Annotated in this window: 20 protein-coding genes; 8 read left to right on the top strand and 12 right to left on the bottom strand. The window is 71.6% G+C overall.

Annotation, left to right across the window (positions count from 1 at the left end):
• Nucleotides 1–80: 80 nt before the first annotated feature.
• Entirely contained in the window at nt 81–1085 is a 1005-nt protein-coding gene (locus ACH442_RS14705; protein ID WP_396338496.1) for an LLM class flavin-dependent oxidoreductase, read from the top strand.
• A gap of 105 nt (nt 1086–1190) precedes the next feature.
• On the opposite strand, the gene ACH442_RS14700 is transcribed toward ACH442_RS14705, so the two are convergent.
• A complete protein-coding gene (locus ACH442_RS14700) occupies nt 1191–1598 on the bottom strand; it encodes an SPW repeat protein (protein ID WP_396338495.1) in 408 nt (135 codons plus the stop codon).
• Between the two features lie 387 nt (nt 1599–1985).
• Between ACH442_RS14700 and ACH442_RS14695 the strand changes: the two genes are divergently transcribed.
• Nucleotides 1986–3062, top strand: coding sequence for a winged helix-turn-helix domain-containing protein (locus tag ACH442_RS14695; protein WP_396338494.1), 1077 nt, complete (start codon nt 1986–1988; stop codon nt 3060–3062).
• A 10-nt stretch (nt 3063–3072) separates the two neighbouring features.
• Here ACH442_RS14695 and ACH442_RS14690 read toward each other — a convergent pair whose 3' ends face one another.
• The 5 genes from ACH442_RS14690 to ACH442_RS14670 form a co-directional block, all read right to left on the bottom strand.
• Nucleotides 3073–3294, bottom strand: a complete 222-nt coding sequence (locus tag ACH442_RS14690; RefSeq protein WP_396338493.1) for a hypothetical protein — start codon at nt 3292–3294, stop codon at nt 3073–3075.
• A 175-nt stretch (nt 3295–3469) separates the two neighbouring features.
• The gene (locus ACH442_RS14685; protein WP_396338492.1) at nt 3470–4093 is read right to left on the bottom strand and encodes a hypothetical protein; all 624 of its coding nucleotides are present in this window, start codon (nt 4091–4093) and stop codon (nt 3470–3472) included.
• A gap of 260 nt (nt 4094–4353) precedes the next feature.
• Nucleotides 4354–4653 carry a hypothetical protein gene (locus ACH442_RS14680; RefSeq protein ID WP_396338491.1) on the bottom strand — a complete coding sequence of 100 codons (300 nt, stop codon included), beginning with the start codon at nt 4651–4653 and terminating at the stop codon, nt 4354–4356.
• A gap of 121 nt (nt 4654–4774) precedes the next feature.
• Nucleotides 4775–5482: a spermidine synthase gene (locus ACH442_RS14675; RefSeq protein WP_396338490.1), complete on the bottom strand. Its 708-nt coding sequence runs from the start codon at nt 5480–5482 to the stop codon at nt 4775–4777.
• Nucleotides 5483–5584: 102 nt separating this feature from the next.
• Complete coding sequence (locus ACH442_RS14670) at nt 5585–6523, bottom strand: M20/M25/M40 family metallo-hydrolase (protein ID WP_396338489.1); 939 nt, start codon at nt 6521–6523, stop codon at nt 5585–5587.
• Between the two features lie 109 nt (nt 6524–6632).
• Between ACH442_RS14670 and ACH442_RS14665 the strand changes: the two genes are divergently transcribed.
• A complete protein-coding gene (locus ACH442_RS14665) occupies nt 6633–7421 on the top strand; it encodes a maleylpyruvate isomerase family mycothiol-dependent enzyme (RefSeq protein ID WP_396338488.1) in 789 nt (262 codons plus the stop codon).
• 74 nt (nt 7422–7495) lie between these two features.
• On the opposite strand, the gene ACH442_RS14660 is transcribed toward ACH442_RS14665, so the two are convergent.
• Nucleotides 7496–7963, bottom strand: a complete 468-nt coding sequence (locus ACH442_RS14660; RefSeq protein ID WP_396338487.1) for a peroxiredoxin — start codon at nt 7961–7963, stop codon at nt 7496–7498.
• Nucleotides 7964–8476: 513 nt separating this feature from the next.
• On the opposite strand from ACH442_RS14660, the gene ACH442_RS14655 reads away from it, so the two are divergent.
• Nucleotides 8477–8971 carry a GNAT family N-acetyltransferase gene (locus ACH442_RS14655; RefSeq protein ID WP_396338486.1) on the top strand — a complete coding sequence of 165 codons (495 nt, stop codon included), beginning with the start codon at nt 8477–8479 and terminating at the stop codon, nt 8969–8971.
• Here the strand turns inward: ACH442_RS14655 and ACH442_RS14650 are convergent.
• The 3 genes from ACH442_RS14650 to ACH442_RS14640 all read right to left on the bottom strand — a co-directional run bounded on the left by ACH442_RS14650 (nt 8968) and on the right by ACH442_RS14640 (nt 12638).
• A complete protein-coding gene (locus ACH442_RS14650; protein WP_396338485.1) occupies nt 8968–10044 on the bottom strand; it encodes a VanZ family protein in 1077 nt (358 codons plus the stop codon). The two genes, ACH442_RS14655 and ACH442_RS14650, sit on opposite strands and share 4 nt — an antisense overlap.
• A 202-nt stretch (nt 10045–10246) precedes the next feature.
• Nucleotides 10247–10654 carry a hypothetical protein gene (locus tag ACH442_RS14645; protein ID WP_396338484.1) on the bottom strand — a complete coding sequence of 136 codons (408 nt, stop codon included), beginning with the start codon at nt 10652–10654 and terminating at the stop codon, nt 10247–10249.
• Nucleotides 10655–10781: 127 nt separating this feature from the next.
• Complete coding sequence (locus ACH442_RS14640; protein ID WP_396338483.1) at nt 10782–12638, bottom strand: hypothetical protein; 1857 nt, start codon at nt 12636–12638, stop codon at nt 10782–10784.
• A 330-nt stretch (nt 12639–12968) separates the two neighbouring features.
• On the opposite strand from ACH442_RS14640, the gene ACH442_RS14635 reads away from it, so the two are divergent.
• Nucleotides 12969–13133 carry a hypothetical protein gene (locus ACH442_RS14635; RefSeq protein ID WP_396338482.1) on the top strand — a complete coding sequence of 55 codons (165 nt, stop codon included), beginning with the start codon at nt 12969–12971 and terminating at the stop codon, nt 13131–13133.
• 221 nt (nt 13134–13354) lie between these two features.
• On the top strand, nt 13355–14014 hold the full coding sequence (gene lexA / locus ACH442_RS14630) for a transcriptional repressor LexA (protein WP_396338481.1): 660 nt from the start codon (nt 13355–13357) through the stop codon (nt 14012–14014).
• Nucleotides 14015–14147: 133 nt separating this feature from the next.
• On the opposite strand, the gene ACH442_RS14625 is transcribed toward lexA, so the two are convergent.
• Nucleotides 14148–15341 (bottom strand): NAD(P)/FAD-dependent oxidoreductase, encoded by a 1194-nt coding sequence (locus ACH442_RS14625; protein WP_396338480.1) that lies wholly within the window; start codon nt 15339–15341, stop codon nt 14148–14150.
• On the bottom strand, nt 15338–15559 hold the full coding sequence (locus ACH442_RS14620) for a hypothetical protein (RefSeq protein ID WP_396338479.1): 222 nt from the start codon (nt 15557–15559) through the stop codon (nt 15338–15340). The genes ACH442_RS14625 and ACH442_RS14620 overlap by 4 nt, the downstream gene beginning before the upstream one ends.
• A 539-nt stretch (nt 15560–16098) precedes the next feature.
• Here ACH442_RS14620 and ACH442_RS14615 point away from each other — a divergent pair.
• Both ACH442_RS14615 and ACH442_RS14610 read left to right on the top strand, forming a co-directional pair.
• Nucleotides 16099–16644: a hypothetical protein gene (locus ACH442_RS14615; protein ID WP_396338478.1), complete on the top strand. Its 546-nt coding sequence runs from the start codon at nt 16099–16101 to the stop codon at nt 16642–16644.
• 58 nt (nt 16645–16702) lie between these two features.
• A complete protein-coding gene (locus tag ACH442_RS14610) occupies nt 16703–17671 on the top strand; it encodes a diacylglycerol/lipid kinase family protein (protein ID WP_396338477.1) in 969 nt (322 codons plus the stop codon).
• Nucleotides 17672–17820: the final 149 nt, after the last annotated feature.

Here is a 17820-nt window from a genome sequence, read left to right as displayed (position 1 = left end):
GTCGCTCCCCTGCCGGGTCATGATCATGGTCACGGGCCGGGGCGGGAACGAAGGGGCCGGGCCGGGCGTTGACACAACCCATGACGAGCACTTTCTCGGCGAAGCCGCGCCTGTCCGTTCTTGACCTCGCGCCGATCACGCCCGGCGGCACCGTGGCGCAGGCGTTCGAGAACTCCGTGGCGCTCGCGCAGGCCGCCGAGCGGCACGGTTACCAGCGGGTCTGGTACGCCGAGCACCACAACATGGCGCGGATCGCGTCGAGTGCGACGAGCCTGCTGATCGGGCACGTCGCCGGGAAGACGTCGACGATCCGGCTGGGTGCGGGCGGCATCATGCTGCCGAATCACGCGCCGCTGACGATCGCCGAGCAGTTCGGGACGCTGGAGTCGCTGTACCCGGGGCGCATCGATCTGGGCCTGGGCCGCGCGCCCGGAAGTGATCAGGTCACGATGCGGGCGATGCGCCGGAGTCCGATGTCGGCGGAAAGTTTCCCGCAGGACGTACTCGAACTGCAGGGCTACCTGAGCGACGAGTCCCGCGTCGAGGGGGTCCGGGCGACGCCGGGCGCGGGGACGAACGTGCCGCTCTACATCCTGGGTTCGTCGATGTTCGGGGCGAAGCTCGCCGCCGCCTACGGGTTGCCGTATGCGTTCGCCTCGCACTTCTCCCCCGGGCTGCTGCACCAGGCGGTGGCGCTCTACCGCGACGAGTTCACCCCGTCGAAGCAGCTGAGCGAGCCGCACGTGATCGCCGGCGTGAACGTGGTCGCCGCCGACGAGTCCGAGAACGCCCAGCAGCAGTTCGCCACCACGCGCCGCACGCTGGTGCGCGGCCTGATCACGCGGTCGACCGGCCCGGCCGACTACACCGACGAGGAGATCGACGAGTTCCTGACCACGCCGAACGGCCGTCAGCTGGCCTCGATGCTGACCTATGCCGCGGTGGGCACGCCGGCCGAGGTGGGCGCCTACCTGACCCGCTTCGCCGAGGAAGCACAGGCCGACGAGCTGATCATCGCCCATCAGTCGCCGCTGATCGCCGACCGCGTCCGTTCCGTCGAGCTGACCGCCGCCGCTCTCCTCTGAGACAAGTTCAACCGATTGCGCGTACGGCCATGGCCGAACGCACCGGCGAGGCGACCGCCGGCTTCATCGCCCGGGTCACGGACGACGCCGCCACATGACCCGGCGTCAGCGGTAACCGCGCTGGCCACGACGGGCCCGCGCCTTCTCGATCTCGCGGATCCAGGCCTCCGACGCGCGCTGGGCACTGCTGGTCACCCAGCCGGCCGTGCTCAGCGCGATCACGACCGCGCCGGTGAGCAGGTCGTTCCAGGTGGCGCCGGCCGAGTCGGCGTAGCCGCGGACGAACGGCGACAACATCACCCAGACGCCGATCACCGCGGTGACCAGGCTCAACCGGGTGGTGCCGGCCGGGTGGACGGCCCGCGTGTAGCCGAGCGCGACCAGCACCAGGCCGGACAGGACGTCACTCCAACCGGCGTACGGCGCGATCGCCGCATGGTGGTCGAAGATCAGCGGCCCGACGGTCAGCCAGCCGCCGGCCATCACCAGCAGCTCGCTCGGCGTGTGGCTCATCTCGACCACCACCCGCCGCCCGCCGCGGATCGGATGCCAGTGTCGAAGAGGTGGACTCAGGTGCATGGCTCTCCCCCGTACCGATGCCGCCGCCGGTCTCCTGCCGGAAGCTTCCCACGCCAGGATGCTCGCGCGGCTCGTTTCCGGCCGTTACACAAAACGCCGCCCCCGGCCGTCTAGGAGGCGGGGACGGTGAGCCACCCCTCACCCGACCGGGCATCGGAGCCGGGGCACGCAACCGCCTGCCCCGGCTCCGTTCTTCACGATCAAGATCACGACCAGTCGCGCGTACGCCCGTGAGCCGCCCGCCGGGTGACAGCCCTCGCCCGCCCGGTCCGGCCGTCGCTATGCTGCTGGCACCATCGGACGGCTGAACAGGGAATCGACATGATCGGCGGCGCGCTGCGGTTCGAGATCCTCGGCCCGCTCCGGGCGTACCGTGACGGTCAACCGGTCGATCTCGGGCCACTCACCCAGCAGGCCGTCCTCGCCCTCCTCCTGCTGCACGCCGGCGACCCGGTGCCGATGGGCCGGATCATCGAGGCACTGTGGGACCACGACCCACCGGAGAACGGCGTCGACCTCGTACAGCGGTACATCGGCAACCTGCGACGGGCCCTCGACCCGGAACGTACGTCGCTGATCGCGCTGACCGAGGGCGGTTACCTGCTCCGGGTCAGCGACAGCGCCATCGACGCCGGCCAGTTCCGGGCGGTGCTGGCCCAGGCCCGCGCCGAGCAGCGCACCGGGCAGTTCGACACCGCGACCCTCGAAGTGCGGCGGGTGCTCGGGAACTGGGCGGGCGAGCCGCTGACCGGGTTGACGGGGGCGGTGTTCGAGGCGGGTCGCGCGCGCCTCAACCGGGAACGCGCCAGCGCCTCCGAACTCCTGGCCACACCCCCACCGACCTCGGCCCCTGCCCCGATCCAGGCCCCGATCCAGGCCCCGGCCCCGATCCAGGCCCCGGCCCGCGCCCCGGCCCCGATCCAGGCCCCGGCCCGCGCCCCGGCCCCGATCCAGGCCTTCGCCGAGCCGGCCTCGGCTCGCACCGAGCCGGCCGTAACCCGCGCCGAGCTGAACCCGACCCGCACCGAACCGGCCGCACCCCGCAGCGAGCTGCACCCCACCCGCACCGAACCGGCCGCACCCCGCAGCGAGCTGCACCCCACCCGCACCGAACCGGGCCCGACCCGCGCCATGCCTGCACCACAGCCAGCCGCCACCCGTGGCGTTCCGGCAGCTCAAGCGGCTGCGACGCGGCCGATGCCCACATCTCAGCCGGCTGCGAGGCGCGCCGTCCCGGCCGGCGTCGAGCCGACCGCCGTTCAGCAGGCCGGGCCCGTCGAGCGGACCGAGGCCGAGCCGGTCGCCGACGCTGAGACGGTTGCGGGGTCCGATTACGCCGAGCCGGTCGACCCGTGGGCCGGGCACGACCTGTTCCCGCCGGATCCGCTGCGGTTCTGACCGGAACCGATCAGCGGTAGGGGTCGTTCTCCGGGTCAGGCTGGACGCGGTTGTGCCGGGCGAGTCGCAGGCCGATGAGCGACAGAGCGATGTAGCCGCCGAGGTGCACGACGTACCCGCCGGGCAGCACGCGCAGCGCGCCGGGATCGTGGTTGATGAGGAGCCGGATGCACCCCTGCGCCCCGTAAGCAAGCAGCAGCAGACCGAAAACGAGCCATACCGCCTGGCGCATCGTCGCCTCCCCGGAGACGACACTAGGCCGCGCTCAGCCGCCCGAGGACTGGTTCGGCAGAAACCGGCTCGGCCCGGTGCAGGAACCCGGCCGCGGCTCGGCCGCCGATCCCGCCCCCGACCACCGCGCTGCTCGGCATGCCGCCGATCATGACGTCTTTCGACGGGCAGCCGGATCAGGTGAGGGTGAGCGCCGGGACCGGACCGGTGCCGGCCGGCTTCGGGGCCGGGCGTTCCTTGCAGTCGGTGGCCACGTCGAAGGTCCGGCCGCCGGGCAGCCCGACGGTCGCCGCGTCGAAGGCCTGGCCGCCGGGCACCGCGACGGTCGCCATGTCGAAAGTTCGGCCGCCGGGCGGCGTGACAGCCGCCATGTCGAAGGTTCGGCCGACCGGCAGCGCGACAGCCGCCATGTCGAAGGTTCGGCCGACCGGCAGCGCGACAGCCGCCATGTCGAAGGTTCGGCCGACCGGCAGCGCGAAGGTGGCGGCGTCGAAGGACCGGCCGATCGGCAGCGCGACGGTCGCGAAGCCGGGCCTCACCGGCGGCACGCGCCGCACGACCGCGATGGTCATCAGCCCGTAGACGACGGCCGCCGCGCCGAGCAGGGCGGTGATCGCGCCGGGGCCGCAGAAGACGGCGAACACCGTGGCGCCGATCGCCCAGGGCAGCACGCTGACCCGACGCGGGCGGCCGGCGACGACCTCGGCGGCCGCTGCCAGCAGCATCCAGCCGAACAGCGCCCCGACCGCCGCGCCGGGCGGGCCGAACCCGGCCGGGCCGGTGCCGACTCCCAGCAGCATGGCCGAGGCGGAGACGATGAGGTACGCCGTCGGGGTGCGACCGATCGGTCTCCGGGGGCAAGGCTCGAGGCACATGCCCACAGTGAACCCAGGAGACGGTCGGCATCGGCATGACAGAAACTCGACTGGGCACGAATTCCGGAGTCAGCGACGGCCGGATCGCGGCGCCACGGCCGGGCGGTGAACGACGGTGACACCCGCTCCGGCCGTGGCGTCGCGGGGCTGATCAGGCACTGCCCGCCTGGTCAGCCCGGTGACGGTCAGTGGGTGCGCGGGTCGTGGTCGTTGCTGCGGCTGCCGGCCTTGGCCAGGCCACGGCTGATCATGTATCCGACAGTGAGCAGGGTGATGTACCACCACGCCTTGTCGGCCGCGAAGTAGTCGGCGCCGTTCTCGGCGTTGCCGTCGCCGAGCACCTTCGAGGCGATCAGGACGCCGATCACGGCCAGCACGTAGACGGCCAGCTCGGTGGTCTTCCAGGACGGCTTGGTCTCCTCGCCGCGGGACCGGTGGACGAGGTGGTCGGTGCCCTCGGTGCGCGGGTGGGTGGTCATGGCCATGTCAGTTGCTCCCTGAGTTCGTGGTCGCCGGTGTGCCGGTGCGGTGTGTGCCACCGGCGTTACTCAGGGACTACCCACCGTCGTGGACAAAACCGCCTCTTGTCCCCCATACGGGTGTGCCTCAGTCGACGCCGGCGATGTAGACGGTGTTGGCCGACCGTCCGCCGGTGAGCGGGTTGGGGAACGTCACCACGTGGGCGGCGGCGGTGGCGAACGGCTGCCGGAGCGTGGTCAGGAACGTCTCGTCGGGCGCGTCGTCGGACCAGAGGCCGAACACGCCCCCGGGACGTAGCCGGCCGGCGAGGCGTTCCAGGCCGTCCGGGGTGTAGAGCGCCGCGTGGCTCGGGTCGAGGACGTTGACCGGCGAGTGGTCGATGTCGACGAGGATCGCGTCGAAGCGTCTCCCCCGGTCGGCCGGGTCGAAGCCGGCGCCGTCGCGCAGCAGGGCGAAGAAGTCACCGTGCAGCATCGTCGTACGCGGGTCGGTGGTCAGCTCGCGCCCGTGCGGGATCAGATCCTCGCGGTGCCAGTCGATGACCGGCGCGAGCGCCTCGACCACGGTCATCGAGCGGACGCGGGAATCGGCGAGCACGGCCCGGGCGGTGTATCCGAGACCGAGTCCACCCACGACGACGTCACCGGGCCGGTCCGGCAGGGCGGCCAGGCCGAGCCGGGCCAGCTCCTCCTCCGCGACGGTGAACAAACTGGACATCAGGTATTCGTCGCCGAGCTTGACCTCGTACACCTCAATCTTGGTCGTGGGTTCCTGGCGGCGACGCAGGCTGATCTCGCCGATGCGGGTGGGGGCCCAGCCGAGCTCGGCGAACACGGGTCTCCTCGGGACAGACGGGACGGGAACACCGCTGACCTTAGATGTGACCGGGGTCACGGTAAAGCCCGCCACCCCGGTCGTCGCCCGTTCGGCGCGCTTCTATGCTCCGGCCAGGGACCAGACCGCGGCGGCGATGGCGTTCGAGCCGAGGGCCATACTGCTGGTGCTGACGTCGGTCAGGTCGTCGCACGCCTTGTGGTAGCAGGCGCCGAGCGCGCTGAGGCTGCGGACCGAGCTGACGCCGGTGACCTTGACGCCGGCCCGCTTGAACGCGGCGTGGTCGGAGCGGTCGTCGGTGTTCAGTGACGGGTTGACCGTGATCCCCTGCGACGTGAAGTAGGTCTGGAACGGCGCGTTCAGCCCGTTCGACTGGCCCTCGACGTAGAGGCTCCAGCCCACCGTCCGCCCGTTCTCCGGCTTGTTGCCGATCATGTCGAAGTTCAGGTACGCGTCGATCTTCTTCGACTCGCCACTGGCCAGGTGCGACACGTAGTAGCCGGAGCCGACGTCGCCCTGCTCCTCGGCGCCCCAGAAACCGAACCGGATCCGCTTGGCCGGTACCAGCTTGGCCTGCGAGATCGCGGCGGCGTTGGCGAGCAGCGCGGCCACCCCGGAGCCGTCGTCGTTGATGCCGGGACCGGCCGAGACCGAGTCGGAGTGCGCGCCCGCCATGATCACGTGGGTGGCGTCGCCGTACGGCCATTCGGCCACGACGTTGGCGGCGGCCTTGCCCCCGGTGGTGAAGTTCTGCACGGTGGTCTTCCAGCCGAGCGCGTCCAGCTGCTGCTTGATGTAGGTCACCGTGGAGGTGAACCCGGTGCTGCCGATCACCCGGGTGTTGTTGCTGGCCGTGGCGAAGCTCATCAGCTTCTGCAGATGCACCATCGAGGCGTCCGCGCTGATCACCGGCGGGGCGGCGGCGACCGGGGCGGCGACGGCGGTGGCCGGGCCGGTGCCGGCGTAGGCCGTACCGGTGAGCGCGAGGGCGGCCGTGAGGGTGGCGGCGACGCCCGCGTAGGCGAGCTTGCGAACCCGCATGTGTTCCTCCAGGGGATGGGGATCCGAACCTGGGATCGAACTCTACGGATGTATTCCGGCGCCGGGTCATACCGAAATGACCCTCTTGCCGGGGACTACGATCGGTGGAATGACTTCCCTCGCCGGCCGCACGATCGCGGCCCTGCGCAGTGAGCACGACGCTCTCGCCGCCGCGGTCCCCGCGCTCACCACCGACCAGCTCACCGGACCGTCCGGCGCCACCGAGTGGACCGTCGCCGACGTCCTCTCCCACCTGGGCAGCGGCGCCGAGATCAACCTCGCCACGATCCGCGCGGCGCTCGGCGAGGCGGAGAAACCGGGGCCCGGCTTCAACCAGGGCATCTGGGACCGGTGGAACGCGCTGGGCCCGCAGGACCAGGCCGCCGGCTGGCTCGCCTCCGACGAGGCACTGGTCGCGGCGCTGGAAGCGATCCCGGCGGAGCGCCACGACGAGTTGCGGGTCGACATGGGCTTCCTGCCCGAGCCGCTGCCGCTGGCCGGGTACACCGCGATGCGGCTCAGCGAGGTCGCCCTGCACAGCTGGGACGTGCGGGCCGGCGTCGACCCGGCCGCGCCCCTGGCCGAGCCGTCCGCGCAGTTGCTCGCCGAGCACCTCAGCGCCGGGATCAGCTTCCTGCTCGGGTTCATCGGCAAACCGGCCGCCGAGCGGGGAGAGGCCGTCGTCGGGATCGACAAGACGGCGTACCGGATCGTGCTCGCCGACAACGCGCGGCTGACCACCGAGGATCTGCCGGTGACGGCGACGTTCGACGGGCCGCTGGAGGCGGCGATCCGGCTGATCTACGGCCGGTTGGGCGCGGCGCACACGCCGGCCGGGGTGGACGTGACCGGGAACATCACGCTCGACGAGCTGCGGGCGACATTCCCGGGCTTCTGACTTCGGGAAGCGGCTTCCCGCCCCTGAGCGAACTGCCCGGCACCGCGACCTCCGCTGTGCCGGGCAGACTTCGATCAGCCCTTGGCGTCGACCGCCACGCGCAGCGCGTCCGCCGCGTGCTGGTTCATGTCGAGCTCACTGTGGATCACGTCGAGCACCTTCTGATCGGTGCCGATGACGAACGTCAGCCGCTTCGTGCTCAGCGGGCCGAGGGCCAGCTTGCGCTTCACGCCGTACGCCGCGATGGTCTCTGAATTCGGATCCGACAAGAGCGGATAATCGAAGGAGTAGGTCTCCGCGAAGAGTTTCTGCTTCTCGACCGGATCCTTGCTGATGCCGACGCGCTGCACCCCGGCCGTCTGATATTCCGCCGCGAGGTCGCGGAAGTGGCAGGCCTCGGCGGTGCACCCCTTGGTCATCGCGCCGGGGTAGAAGAAGAGGACGACGGGCCCGGCGACCAGCAGATCGGTCAGCCGTCGTGGCGTCCCGTCCTGGTCGGGCAGTTCGAAGTCAGGGGCGATGTCACCTTTGCCGATGCTCACCCGCAAGAGGGTACGTCACTTCGTTTGCGAAACAATCCCACGGAACCCCCGGGCCCGGTACCGGGCGAGGCGCTCTACAAGCGCTACCACGTCCCGGCCGACGGCGGCATCCTGTGGGGCAGCGCGCTCGCCAACTTCCAGCCCGGCCACCAGGACACCTGGGGATTGCGAACAGCGACATATCCGGAAGTTGATACGGCTGGGGTGGAGCGCGCGGGAGGCGTGAACGGCCGTCACGGGTCAGAACGTTTGCCACAACCGGAGACCGCCGGCGCTCGTGACGAAACTCAAACCGTGGTCAGCGCGCCGGCTGGACGGGGCCGGCCGGCGCATCTCCGGGCGCCCCGCCGGTGTCGTCCGGCTGCGCGCGAGCCAGGTTGATCATCGTTGTGTCCGGCTGGCGTCCGGCGGTGTCAAAGGTGGCACTCGGTCATGCGATCAGGCGCCCGGGGCGTCGTGGTCACCGAGCGGTGGCCGGGGTCAGGGAGTTGGCATGTCATATGGTTCTCCGCGATGGAGAATCTTCTGGTCCGGCCGTATGAGGCCGGTGACGCCGGTGCCACTTGGCAGGTGTTCCACGCGGCCGTTCGCGGTACGGCCAGTCGGGACTACACGCCTTCGCAGATTGCGGCATGGGCGCCTGATGTCGTGGATGAGGGGCGCTGGCAGCGGCGGCGTTCTGCGGCGCGGACCTTTGTGGCCTGTCAGGGTGGGGTGGTTGCGGGTTTCAGCGACTTCACCGATGCCGGGGTGCTGGACATGCTTTTCGTTCATCCCGACTTCGGGGGGCGTGGGGTGGCTCGGGCGCTGGTCGGCCGTGTTCTGCGGGAGGCTGCGGCGGCTGGGCATTCGCGGCTGCTGGTGCATGCGAGTCTTACCGCGCGGCCCGCGTTCGAGCGTTTCGGGTTCGTCGTGGACGCGTCCCGGGTGGCCGAGATCGGTGGGCAGCGGCTGGCGAACTTCGACATGAGCATCGATCTGGTGCGGGCTGACGGCGTACCGAATTAATTCTTTCGCCACCAGTGGTGGGATGCGAGGCCGGCCAGGAGGGCGCCGGTGGCGTTGACCAGCACGTCGTCGACCGATGAGACCCGGTCGAGCCGGAAGGCGTATTGGGCCACTTCGACCACGGTGGAGCAGGCGGCCCCCAGAGCCAGGATGCGGGGCGCGGAGGCGAGCGCGGCGAAGCGGATCGGGGCGAAGAAGCCGAGTGCGGCGAAGAGGACCAGGTTGCCGGCGATGCCGAGGGTGCCCATCGTGACGAGGTCCTGGAGCGGGATGAGGCTGACTCGGCCGTCGACCAGGCCGGCGGCGGGGCCGGGCATCATGGTCAGCCAGACCATCGGCACGGTTCCGTAGACCATGCCGACCTCGGCCAGCGACAGGCGCCACGCCGTCGTGTCGAGCGGGGTCCGGCGCACCCGGGCCAGGACCCAGGCGCCGAGCAGGGCGATCGGCAGGCCGACGAGGGTCATCAGGACCACGCCGTTGTCGGTGTCGAGGCAGCCGTGCCAGTGGCCGGCCATGCAGCGCGGCGCGGACATCAGCAGCATGCGGCGGAGCGCGAAGACGGCGCCGGCGACTGCCGCGAAGACCACGGCGAAGATCAGGAACACGACTTTGCTCGTACGGCGGGACGGCGCGGACACCCTCACTGTCTCGTTCACGCGGGTCATTGAACACGGCAGTCTGTTACGGCGGCATAAGCGTCGACCCGGCCGGGGTGACCAGCGTGGCGCCGAGCAGGGCCAGTTTCTCCTCGTCGGCGGTCCCCGCGTCGGCGTGGTGGACGACCGGCGGGGCTTCTCGGCCGCCAGCCCGAGCAGGTAGTCGCGCAGGTTCTCGTCGAGGCGCAGCACCCGGGCCGGCGACTCGAGGACCTGCAGGGACGGCCGCCGGTCCCGGCCGCGCTCCGGACGCAGGTAGTAGTCGGCGCTGATCCCGGCCGGCATCGCCACCTCCTCGCGGCGCAGGCCGGGGGTCCGCCGCACCCCGGTCACCGGGATGCCGGCCTGCTCGGGGGTCACCGGCTCACGGCGGGCGCGCAGGAAAGCGCCCAGCAGATTCGGCGCCTCGGTCACCGGTCCACGGTAAGCGGAACAGGGCGGACGAGCGGGGGTCCGGTCGGACCCCCGGCTGAGCGTGCAGCGGGCGGCCCAAGATGCGGGCGCGCGGTGGTCTCCACCGAGCCGGCCCGCACCGAGCCGGCCGGCGGCGCGTGCCCCCGGAGCAGGCGGTCGTCGCCGCCGGCGAAAGCCTGCTCCGGGTCCGCGGTCGGTCCGGTCAGCAGCGCACCCGGTAGGTCGCCGAGCCCCACGCCTTCGGGTTGCCGGCGACGCGCCCGGTCACCAGCGTGCGGTAGGTGAACGTGCCGCTGCCCCGACAGCTCGCCGTGACGGTCGGGCGGCCGGACGCGGGCACCCCGGCCGACTTCACGTTCTGCCAGCCCCACCACCGCTTGCGTTGCACGGTCAGGGTCGCCCGGCCGCTGCAGTGGGAGAACGTGGTGGCGCCGCGAATGCTGCTGCCGACCTTCACCGGCCGGACCGGATGGGCGACGCAGACGGCGGCCGCGCCGACCGGCTGCCCCGGCCCACTGGCGGGGGCCGCGGTCGCCGCCGTGGCGCCGCCGGCCAGGATCGCGCCGGCCAGAACGCCGGTCAGCGCCAGCCGCTGGACGTGTCGACTCATGTCTGTCTCCTGTCGTCAGGTCGGTGCGTCTGCCGCACCGCTGACTCCAAGCTGGTCGACGAGTGCCGGGGTGGACAACGCGCAGCTGTCCCCGCCCGACAGATCGTCCGGACGCGGGGACAGCTGGTCAGAGCGGGTGACAGATGTCGGGCTGATCAGGGCGTACGTCATAGCAGGCGTACTGCAGGCCGTCGGCGGGCTGGTCCCGGCCGGGGTTCGTGAAGTAGGCCAGCGACACCCAGCCCCACCGGCCGTTGTCGGCCCGCGTGTACGCCCACCAGAAGTTCGTCGCCGCCGCTCGGGTCACCGGCCGGCCCGGCTGCTGTCCCACGAACCAGTGAGCGCCACCCTTCGCGAGCGAGCCGACCCGTTCGGAGAGCGGGTCGGGCCCGCTCATCACCGGCACGTCACCGGTCACCAGCGTGCAGAACTGCCCGTTCACCCGCTGCGCCGCGATCCACGCGGGCACGGCACAGTTGCCGCCGCCACCGCCGACGGCGTTCGACCCGAGCCAGGTACTCAGCGGCTCCAGCTCGCCGGCGCTGATGTAGTCGACACCGCCGTTGATCGCGTCCGACCAGGAATCCTCCCGCTCCGGGCAGGCCGCCGGATGCGTCACGCGCACGTGGTGACCGGTGGTCTGGGCGGTGACGATGTCGTCCCAGTGCACCTCTTCGATCGAATCTTCCTTGTGGTACGTGCAATCGCTGCCGAAGGCCGGATCCGGGAAACTGATCACCGGGACCAGGTCGGCGTCGTACAGATCCCGGTCGACGCCGAAGCTCCCGTCGAGGAACGCGTACGTGTCGCCCTGCCGCGACAGCAGTCCACGCACCGAGTCGTGGCGGCCGGCACCGGCCGGAACCTGCTCGTCGTTGTGACTGCCGGTGACGACGACCTGCACCGGCCCCCAATGCCGCCCCGAGCCGTCGACATGAAAGAGCATTCCGCGGTACGGCGTGAGCGCGCTCATCACCTGCCGCGCCACGACCAGCGGGTTGTTCTCGTCCGCGGCCGCCTCGGCCGGGTCCGCGGGCAGCCGGCAACTGTCCCCGTCGGTCACACACCCGATCGCGACGAAGAGCAGGACCGGCTGGTGATAGCCGGGGTAGACCCGCCCGCCGGCCGCACTGACCCGGGCGTTGAGCCCCTGCAGGTAGGTCGCCGGGAAGAGTCGGTCGCCGCAGTCGGAGCCGGAACAGAGCAGCAGGTTCCCGTTCCGCAGCATTACCTGCGCCTCGACACCGGTGTATCCGCGGTCGAGCGCGTCCTGCAACGGTCGCGTGCTGCGGAACGCGGTGCCGGCGTGCCCGTGGTCCAGGGGCACCACCGCGCCCGGCACGTCCACGGGAGGTGACGTCGTTTCCGGCCGGTCGCCCGGATCGCGGTTCCCCACGATCACCACCGTCGCGGCGACGGCCACCAGGATCAGACCGAGCGCCCCGGCGATCAGGGCCCGGCGGCGCCCGGGGCGGCGCGTGGTGAAGTACGCGTCGATGACCACGGGCTCCCGCGCCGGGCGTTCCACCTCGGTACTCGGTTCGGGAGACGGCTCGGGGACAGTTCGCGGGGCCTGCTCGTCGGCTTTCCGGGCGGCGTCGACGAGCGCAGCGACGTGCGTGCCGGCGACGACCAGCCGATCCGCGTCGAGCTGGTCGAAAGGCGCGCCGGCGATGAGATGAGCGGCCCGCGCGACCGCGACCACGAGAACCGGCTCGGTGATGCGGCGCGGATCGCCGGACAGGACCGCCGCGATGTCGTCCTTGTCGACGGACAGTCCGGGGGCCAGGCGGTGCGTGCGGATCACCTCCGCGAGGTGCCGCAGGGACGCGGGCTGCCGGCGGCGGCGCGGGGGCGGCGACCCGGGTGGCGGCGTGTACGTCCCGACCTGGGCGGCGTGAGCCACCACGGCATTGAGCTGCGAAGCCAGCAGCTGGGCAGCGTCCTGAACCTCGGTCCACCACGGCGTCAACGTCTCCTGCATTCCGACCCCCTCAGGCCCCGGTCCATCGACGACGATAGTTAGCCGTGTCATCCCCGGTCTGTCGGCGGGGACAGACCGGGGGCGTCGCCGTGGGAGACGTCACAGACCCGGGCGTGGGGCGGCTTCCGGACCACGGGGCGCGACGCCGCCGGGACGGGCGGTGAGAGTGCGCGGGGCTTTCGGTCGGCATCCGTACCCGGGAAGGCTTTTGGCGGTTTCCGGGACGGGTGGGTGCCGGTGAGCGATGCGTGACGCGATGTCCATTCACAACAATAACAAATTGGTTATGCGATTCGACCCGAACGGACAGGCCCGTGTACCGTTCCCGCCATGTTCGATTTCGAGTACGAGTCCGACGTAATCCACAATGAACCCCGCTGGGGCCGAATAGGAACCCTTTCCGGGGCGGTATTCGCCATGGTCGGCGCCACCCTCGCGGTACTGACGATCCCCAGCTTTGCGCTGGTCTGGGCCGTGCGAGTAATCGGCGGCTGACCGCCGGTAACAGGTGACGTCCCGGCAAACACGTACCGACCGTTTCGTTATTGAACGATGACCATCGGTAATGACCGGAATCGTTCCGCTGTCATTCCGTGACTCGCCGTCATCCAATGTCCGTCGTCTTTATCGGCCGGGAGTCGACTCCCGGCCGCGCCCGTATTACCGGCGTCACATCCGGGCGCCCGACGGCGCGGCGATCGAGGTTCACGTCCGTGATGAGGCAGAATTCCCGGGTGCTGCCCGAGGAAGAGTTCGACACGTCCGTCCTGCCTGACCACCTGCGCCGGATCCTCACCGTGATCCGCGACGCGGCGGTGAAGCACGGATACGCGCCACCCACCCGCGAGATCGCCGACGCGCTCGGCATGTCCACGTCGACCGTCGGCCGCCACCTGCGCACCCTCGAAGACCACGGCTTCCTGCGCCGCGGGCGGACCGTGGGCCGGCCCGTCGACATCCGGATGTTCCTGCAGCCGACCGGCGAAACCGCGGCACCGGCCGACACCGTCGGCGTGCCGTTGGTCGGCACGATCGCGGCCGGCTCCCCCATCCTGGCCGCCGAATCCGCCGACGAACTGCTGAACCTCCCGCGCGACCTGGTCGGCCGCGGCACCCTGTTCAGCCTCCGCGTCCAGGGCGACTCCATGATCGACGCCGCCATCTGTGACGGCGACATCGTCGTCGTCCGCCAGCAGTCCGAAGCCTGGAACGGCGACATCGTCGCCGCGATGATCGACGAAGAGGCGACGGTCAAGGTTTTCCGCCGCCGCGGCGGGCACGTCTTCCTGGAGCCGCGCAACCCGGCCTATCAGCCCATCCCCGGCGACGACGCCGTCATCCTGGGCAAGGTCGTCTCCGTCCTCCGCCGCGTCTGACCACCCCCGCCCTCTCCCGGGCTGAACCGGCCGATGCCGCACGCGTCCGGCATCGCCGGCATGCGGCTGCCGCTCACGCTTTCCTGCTCGGATCGCGCCATCGGGGTGGCGACCACGCCGGGGCTGACGGTGTTCAAGCTTCGACGGCTCGGCCCGGGGCTTCGGGAACGCGCGGGACTTCCGTCCAGGGGGTTGCGGTGACGACGGCCTGGCGCCATGGGCGGATCGCTTTGGGCGGCATGCCGACCGCGAGCGCCCCGGCAAGCCGATCCCCGGTGCGGTACGCCGCGACGAAACGCCGCTCCTCCAGGTCACCCTCGACAACCCGGACCTCGTCGTGCCCGCGCAGGTATCCGTACGCGTGGATCTTCATGTCGTATTGGTCGGACCAGAAGTACGGAACCGGCGCGAACGGCTTGCGCGCCCCGGGGTGCAGCAGGTTGCGGGCGGCAGCCATACCCTGCTCGGCGGCGTTGGTCCTGTGCTCCACCCGCATCGACACACCGAACAACGGATTGTGCCACCGCGCTACATCCCCAGCCCCGTAGATGTCCGGCCCGGCGCTGCTGAACTCGTCGCACACGAGCCCGTCCGCGATCGTCAGTCCGCTCCCGTCGAGCCATTCGGTGTTCGGCTGCGATCCGACCGCGACCAGCACCTCGTCGGCGGCGACCAGTTCGCCGCCGTCCAGCAGCACCCCACCGTCGGTGATCCCGGTGACGGTGACCCCGGTACGCAGGTCGACGCCGTGCTCGGTGTGCGCGCGGGACAGCACCCGCCCGATCTCGTCGCCGACGGCGTGGGCGAGCGGGACCGGTGCCGGTTCCAGCAGGATCACCTCGCAGCCGAGGCCGCGGGCCACGGCGGCACATTCGGCACCGAGGAAGCCGGCGCCGACCACGGCCAGGCGTACGCCCGGGGCCAGCCGTTTGCGCAGCGCGATCGCGTCGGCGAGGTGGCGCAGCACGTGACCGCCCCGCCCGGGCAGGCGGCGCGGACGGACGCCGGTCGCCACGATCAGCCCGTCGTAGGTGAGCTCGTCCCCGTCGGCCAGCCGCACGGTTCGCAGGCCCGGGTCGAGCCCGGTCGCGCGCACGCCCAGCCGCAGGTCGAGGCGGAGCGCGGTGAGCTGGTCCAGGGTGCGCAGGGCGAGCCGGTCGGCTTCCCAGGTGCCGGCCAGGATTTGTTTGGAGAGCGGCGGACGGTCGTACGGGAAATCGAGCTCCGCGCCGATCAGCGTGAGCGCCCCGTCGTAGCCCTCGCGGCGCAGGGTTTCGGCGGCCGCGAGGCCGGCCGCCGACGCGCCCACGACGACGACGTGCCTCACGCCTCGACCAGCCGGATCGCTGCGTCGCGGTCGACGACGACCAGGCCGGCCGGGCGCCCGGCCAGAACCCGGACCGCGGCCGCGCCCGTAGCCGTCGCGGTGACCCGGTGGCCGCCGCCGGTCAGATCCGCCGCCGGCTCGTCCCGCAGCCCCGGCTCGGCCGTCACGACCAGCGCGTCCGGCGCGTCGCCGAACTGCGTCATCCCCGGGTAGGACACACCCACACCTCACCTCGGCCACACCGAACCAGAAAGGGGCGTATCGATTCAATCATCCCCAGCCGCCCCCGGCCACGCCCACGCCGGCCCGGCACGCGACACAGGCTGTCTGCGGCCCGGCCGGCCGCGCGCCCCGATCTCCACGCTGGTTCGCACCGTCGCCGGTCGTGCCTCATGAGAACGGTGGGAGCCGGCTCGGTGCCGGTGTCGCTGTGCGAGGATTCGTGAGATGACGTCCTCGAGGGTCGGTAAGGCTGACCGGCTTCGTCGCGCCGCCGAGTCACGGGCTCTCGTGCGAATCGCGCGTTCTCCGCGCAACGCCGACCGATCCGACGGCATCGTCCGCGCTGTCGGCGCCGGATCGACCCTGATCGGCTGTGGCTGCGTGAAGTCCGCCCGGACGCCTCTTGGCACAGACGGCCGGTCGGGTACGAGCCTCGCCGCATCACCAAGGTCTCCGTCCTGGATCGCCACCTCACCGCTCTCGCGGCGATCGCCGGGACGGAGCCCACGCAGCAGGTGACGAGAGGAGCGGTGTGATGAGCGAGTCCGGCCTGGTCGCCCGGCGGGAGGCCGAGCTGCGCTCGCGGGTCGGTGAGCATCTGGACCCCGGCGAGACGCTGGAAGCGGCACTCTGGATCGCCCGTTCCTCCGGGCTTCCGCTGATCGCCAAGGTCACCCGTGCGCCGGAGGACCTGCCCGGCCTCGGCGGCACGGTGCTCTCACCGAACCCGCACCACGGTCTGCGCGGCCCGGTCGGCAGCCTCGCCGCCGGCCTGGACCACCACCTGCCGGAGCACACGACGGCCGCGGTCCTGGCCCTGACCACCGCCCGGGTGCTGCTGCTCCTCATCTCCGACGGGCCGGCGCCGGCCCGGCCGAAGCCCGCGGGACTGACCGACCGTCTCCGCCGGATGTTAGACCGGGCCGAACCCGAACCGCTGCCCCCGCTGACCCCGGCCTGGCACCGCCCCCGCGCCGCCCTGGCCGCCGCCGAGGTCAGCGACCCCGGGAGCGAACTGACCCTGCGTTTCACCGACGACTCGAGCCTCACCGTCGACGCGCCCCTCGCCCATCGGCTTTGACGAACGACCGCCCGGGGTATGAGCAGACGTCACCGTATTCGAGCCCTGAGGACTCCCCATGGACACAGCCCTGCGGTCAGCCGTCGTCGTCAACCCGGTGAAGGTTGCCGACCTGGACGAACTGCGCCGCACCATCACCGAGGCCCTCGCCCCGGCCGGCTGGCCGGAGCCGATGTGGCTGGAAACGACCGCCGAGGACCCCGGCGCGGGCCAGGCCGCGCAGGCGGTGCGGGACGGCGCCGAGGTGGTCTTCGTCTGCGGCGGTGACGGCACCGTGATGGCCTGCGTCGGCGCCCTGGCCGGCACCGAGGTCGCGCTCGCCGTGCTCCCGGCCGGCACCGGCAACCTGCTCGCCGCGAACCTGGGCCTCAGCAACGACCTCGCCACCGGCATCGAGGTGGCGTTGCAGGGCGGCCGGCGCCGCATCGACGTCGGTTGTGTCGGCGAGCAGCGGTTCGCGGTGATGGCCGGGATGGGGTTCGACGCGCAGATGCTCGACGCCACCAGCGACACCGCGAAGAAGCACGTCGGCTGGCTCGCCTACGTCGCCGGGGCGCTGCGGCACCTGCGGGACCGCCCGATGCGCGTCCGGATCTCCCTGGACGGCGGCCCCGCCTTCACCCGCCGCCCGCGCACCGTGATCGTCGGCAACGTCGGCCGCCTCCAGGGCGGGATGCGCCTGCTCCAGGAGGCCCAGCCCGACGACGGCCTGCTCGACGTCGCCGTCCTCAGCCCACGCAACCTGCGGCACTGGCTCGCCCTGGCCTGGGGTGTGCTGCGCCGCCGCGACGCCGTCCCGCGCATGGAGACGTTCACCGCTTCCACCGTGGAGATCCGCAGCAACCGTCCACAGCCCCGGCAGCTCGACGGGGATCTCATCGAGCCAGGGAAAGAACTGCTTATTTCCGTACGCCCGAAAGCGCTCGTCCTGTGTGTCCCCCGCCCGGAGACCGACCCGGACCTCGCGCACGACGCCGGCGCCGTCGCCCGTGACGCCGACGAGGTCCGCGAGGCGACCGGCGCCTGACCGGAGATCACCGTGGCGGGGTACGCCGCTCACGCCCACCCCGCCGCGGGATGATCGTCGGGTGATGAATCGGGCCGCGGCGGTGGCGGCGATGCGCGGGCTGGCGCTCGGTGACGCCGCCGAGAAGCTGCCGGACCGGGTCACGGCAG

Origin of the sequence: Actinoplanes sp. NPDC020271, from assembly GCF_044388125.1 — a bacterium.
GTDB lineage: Bacteria > Actinomycetota > Actinomycetes > Mycobacteriales > Micromonosporaceae > Actinoplanes.
Note: the sequence above shows the minus strand (reverse complement) of the source record. Positions and strands in the feature narration are given on the sequence as shown.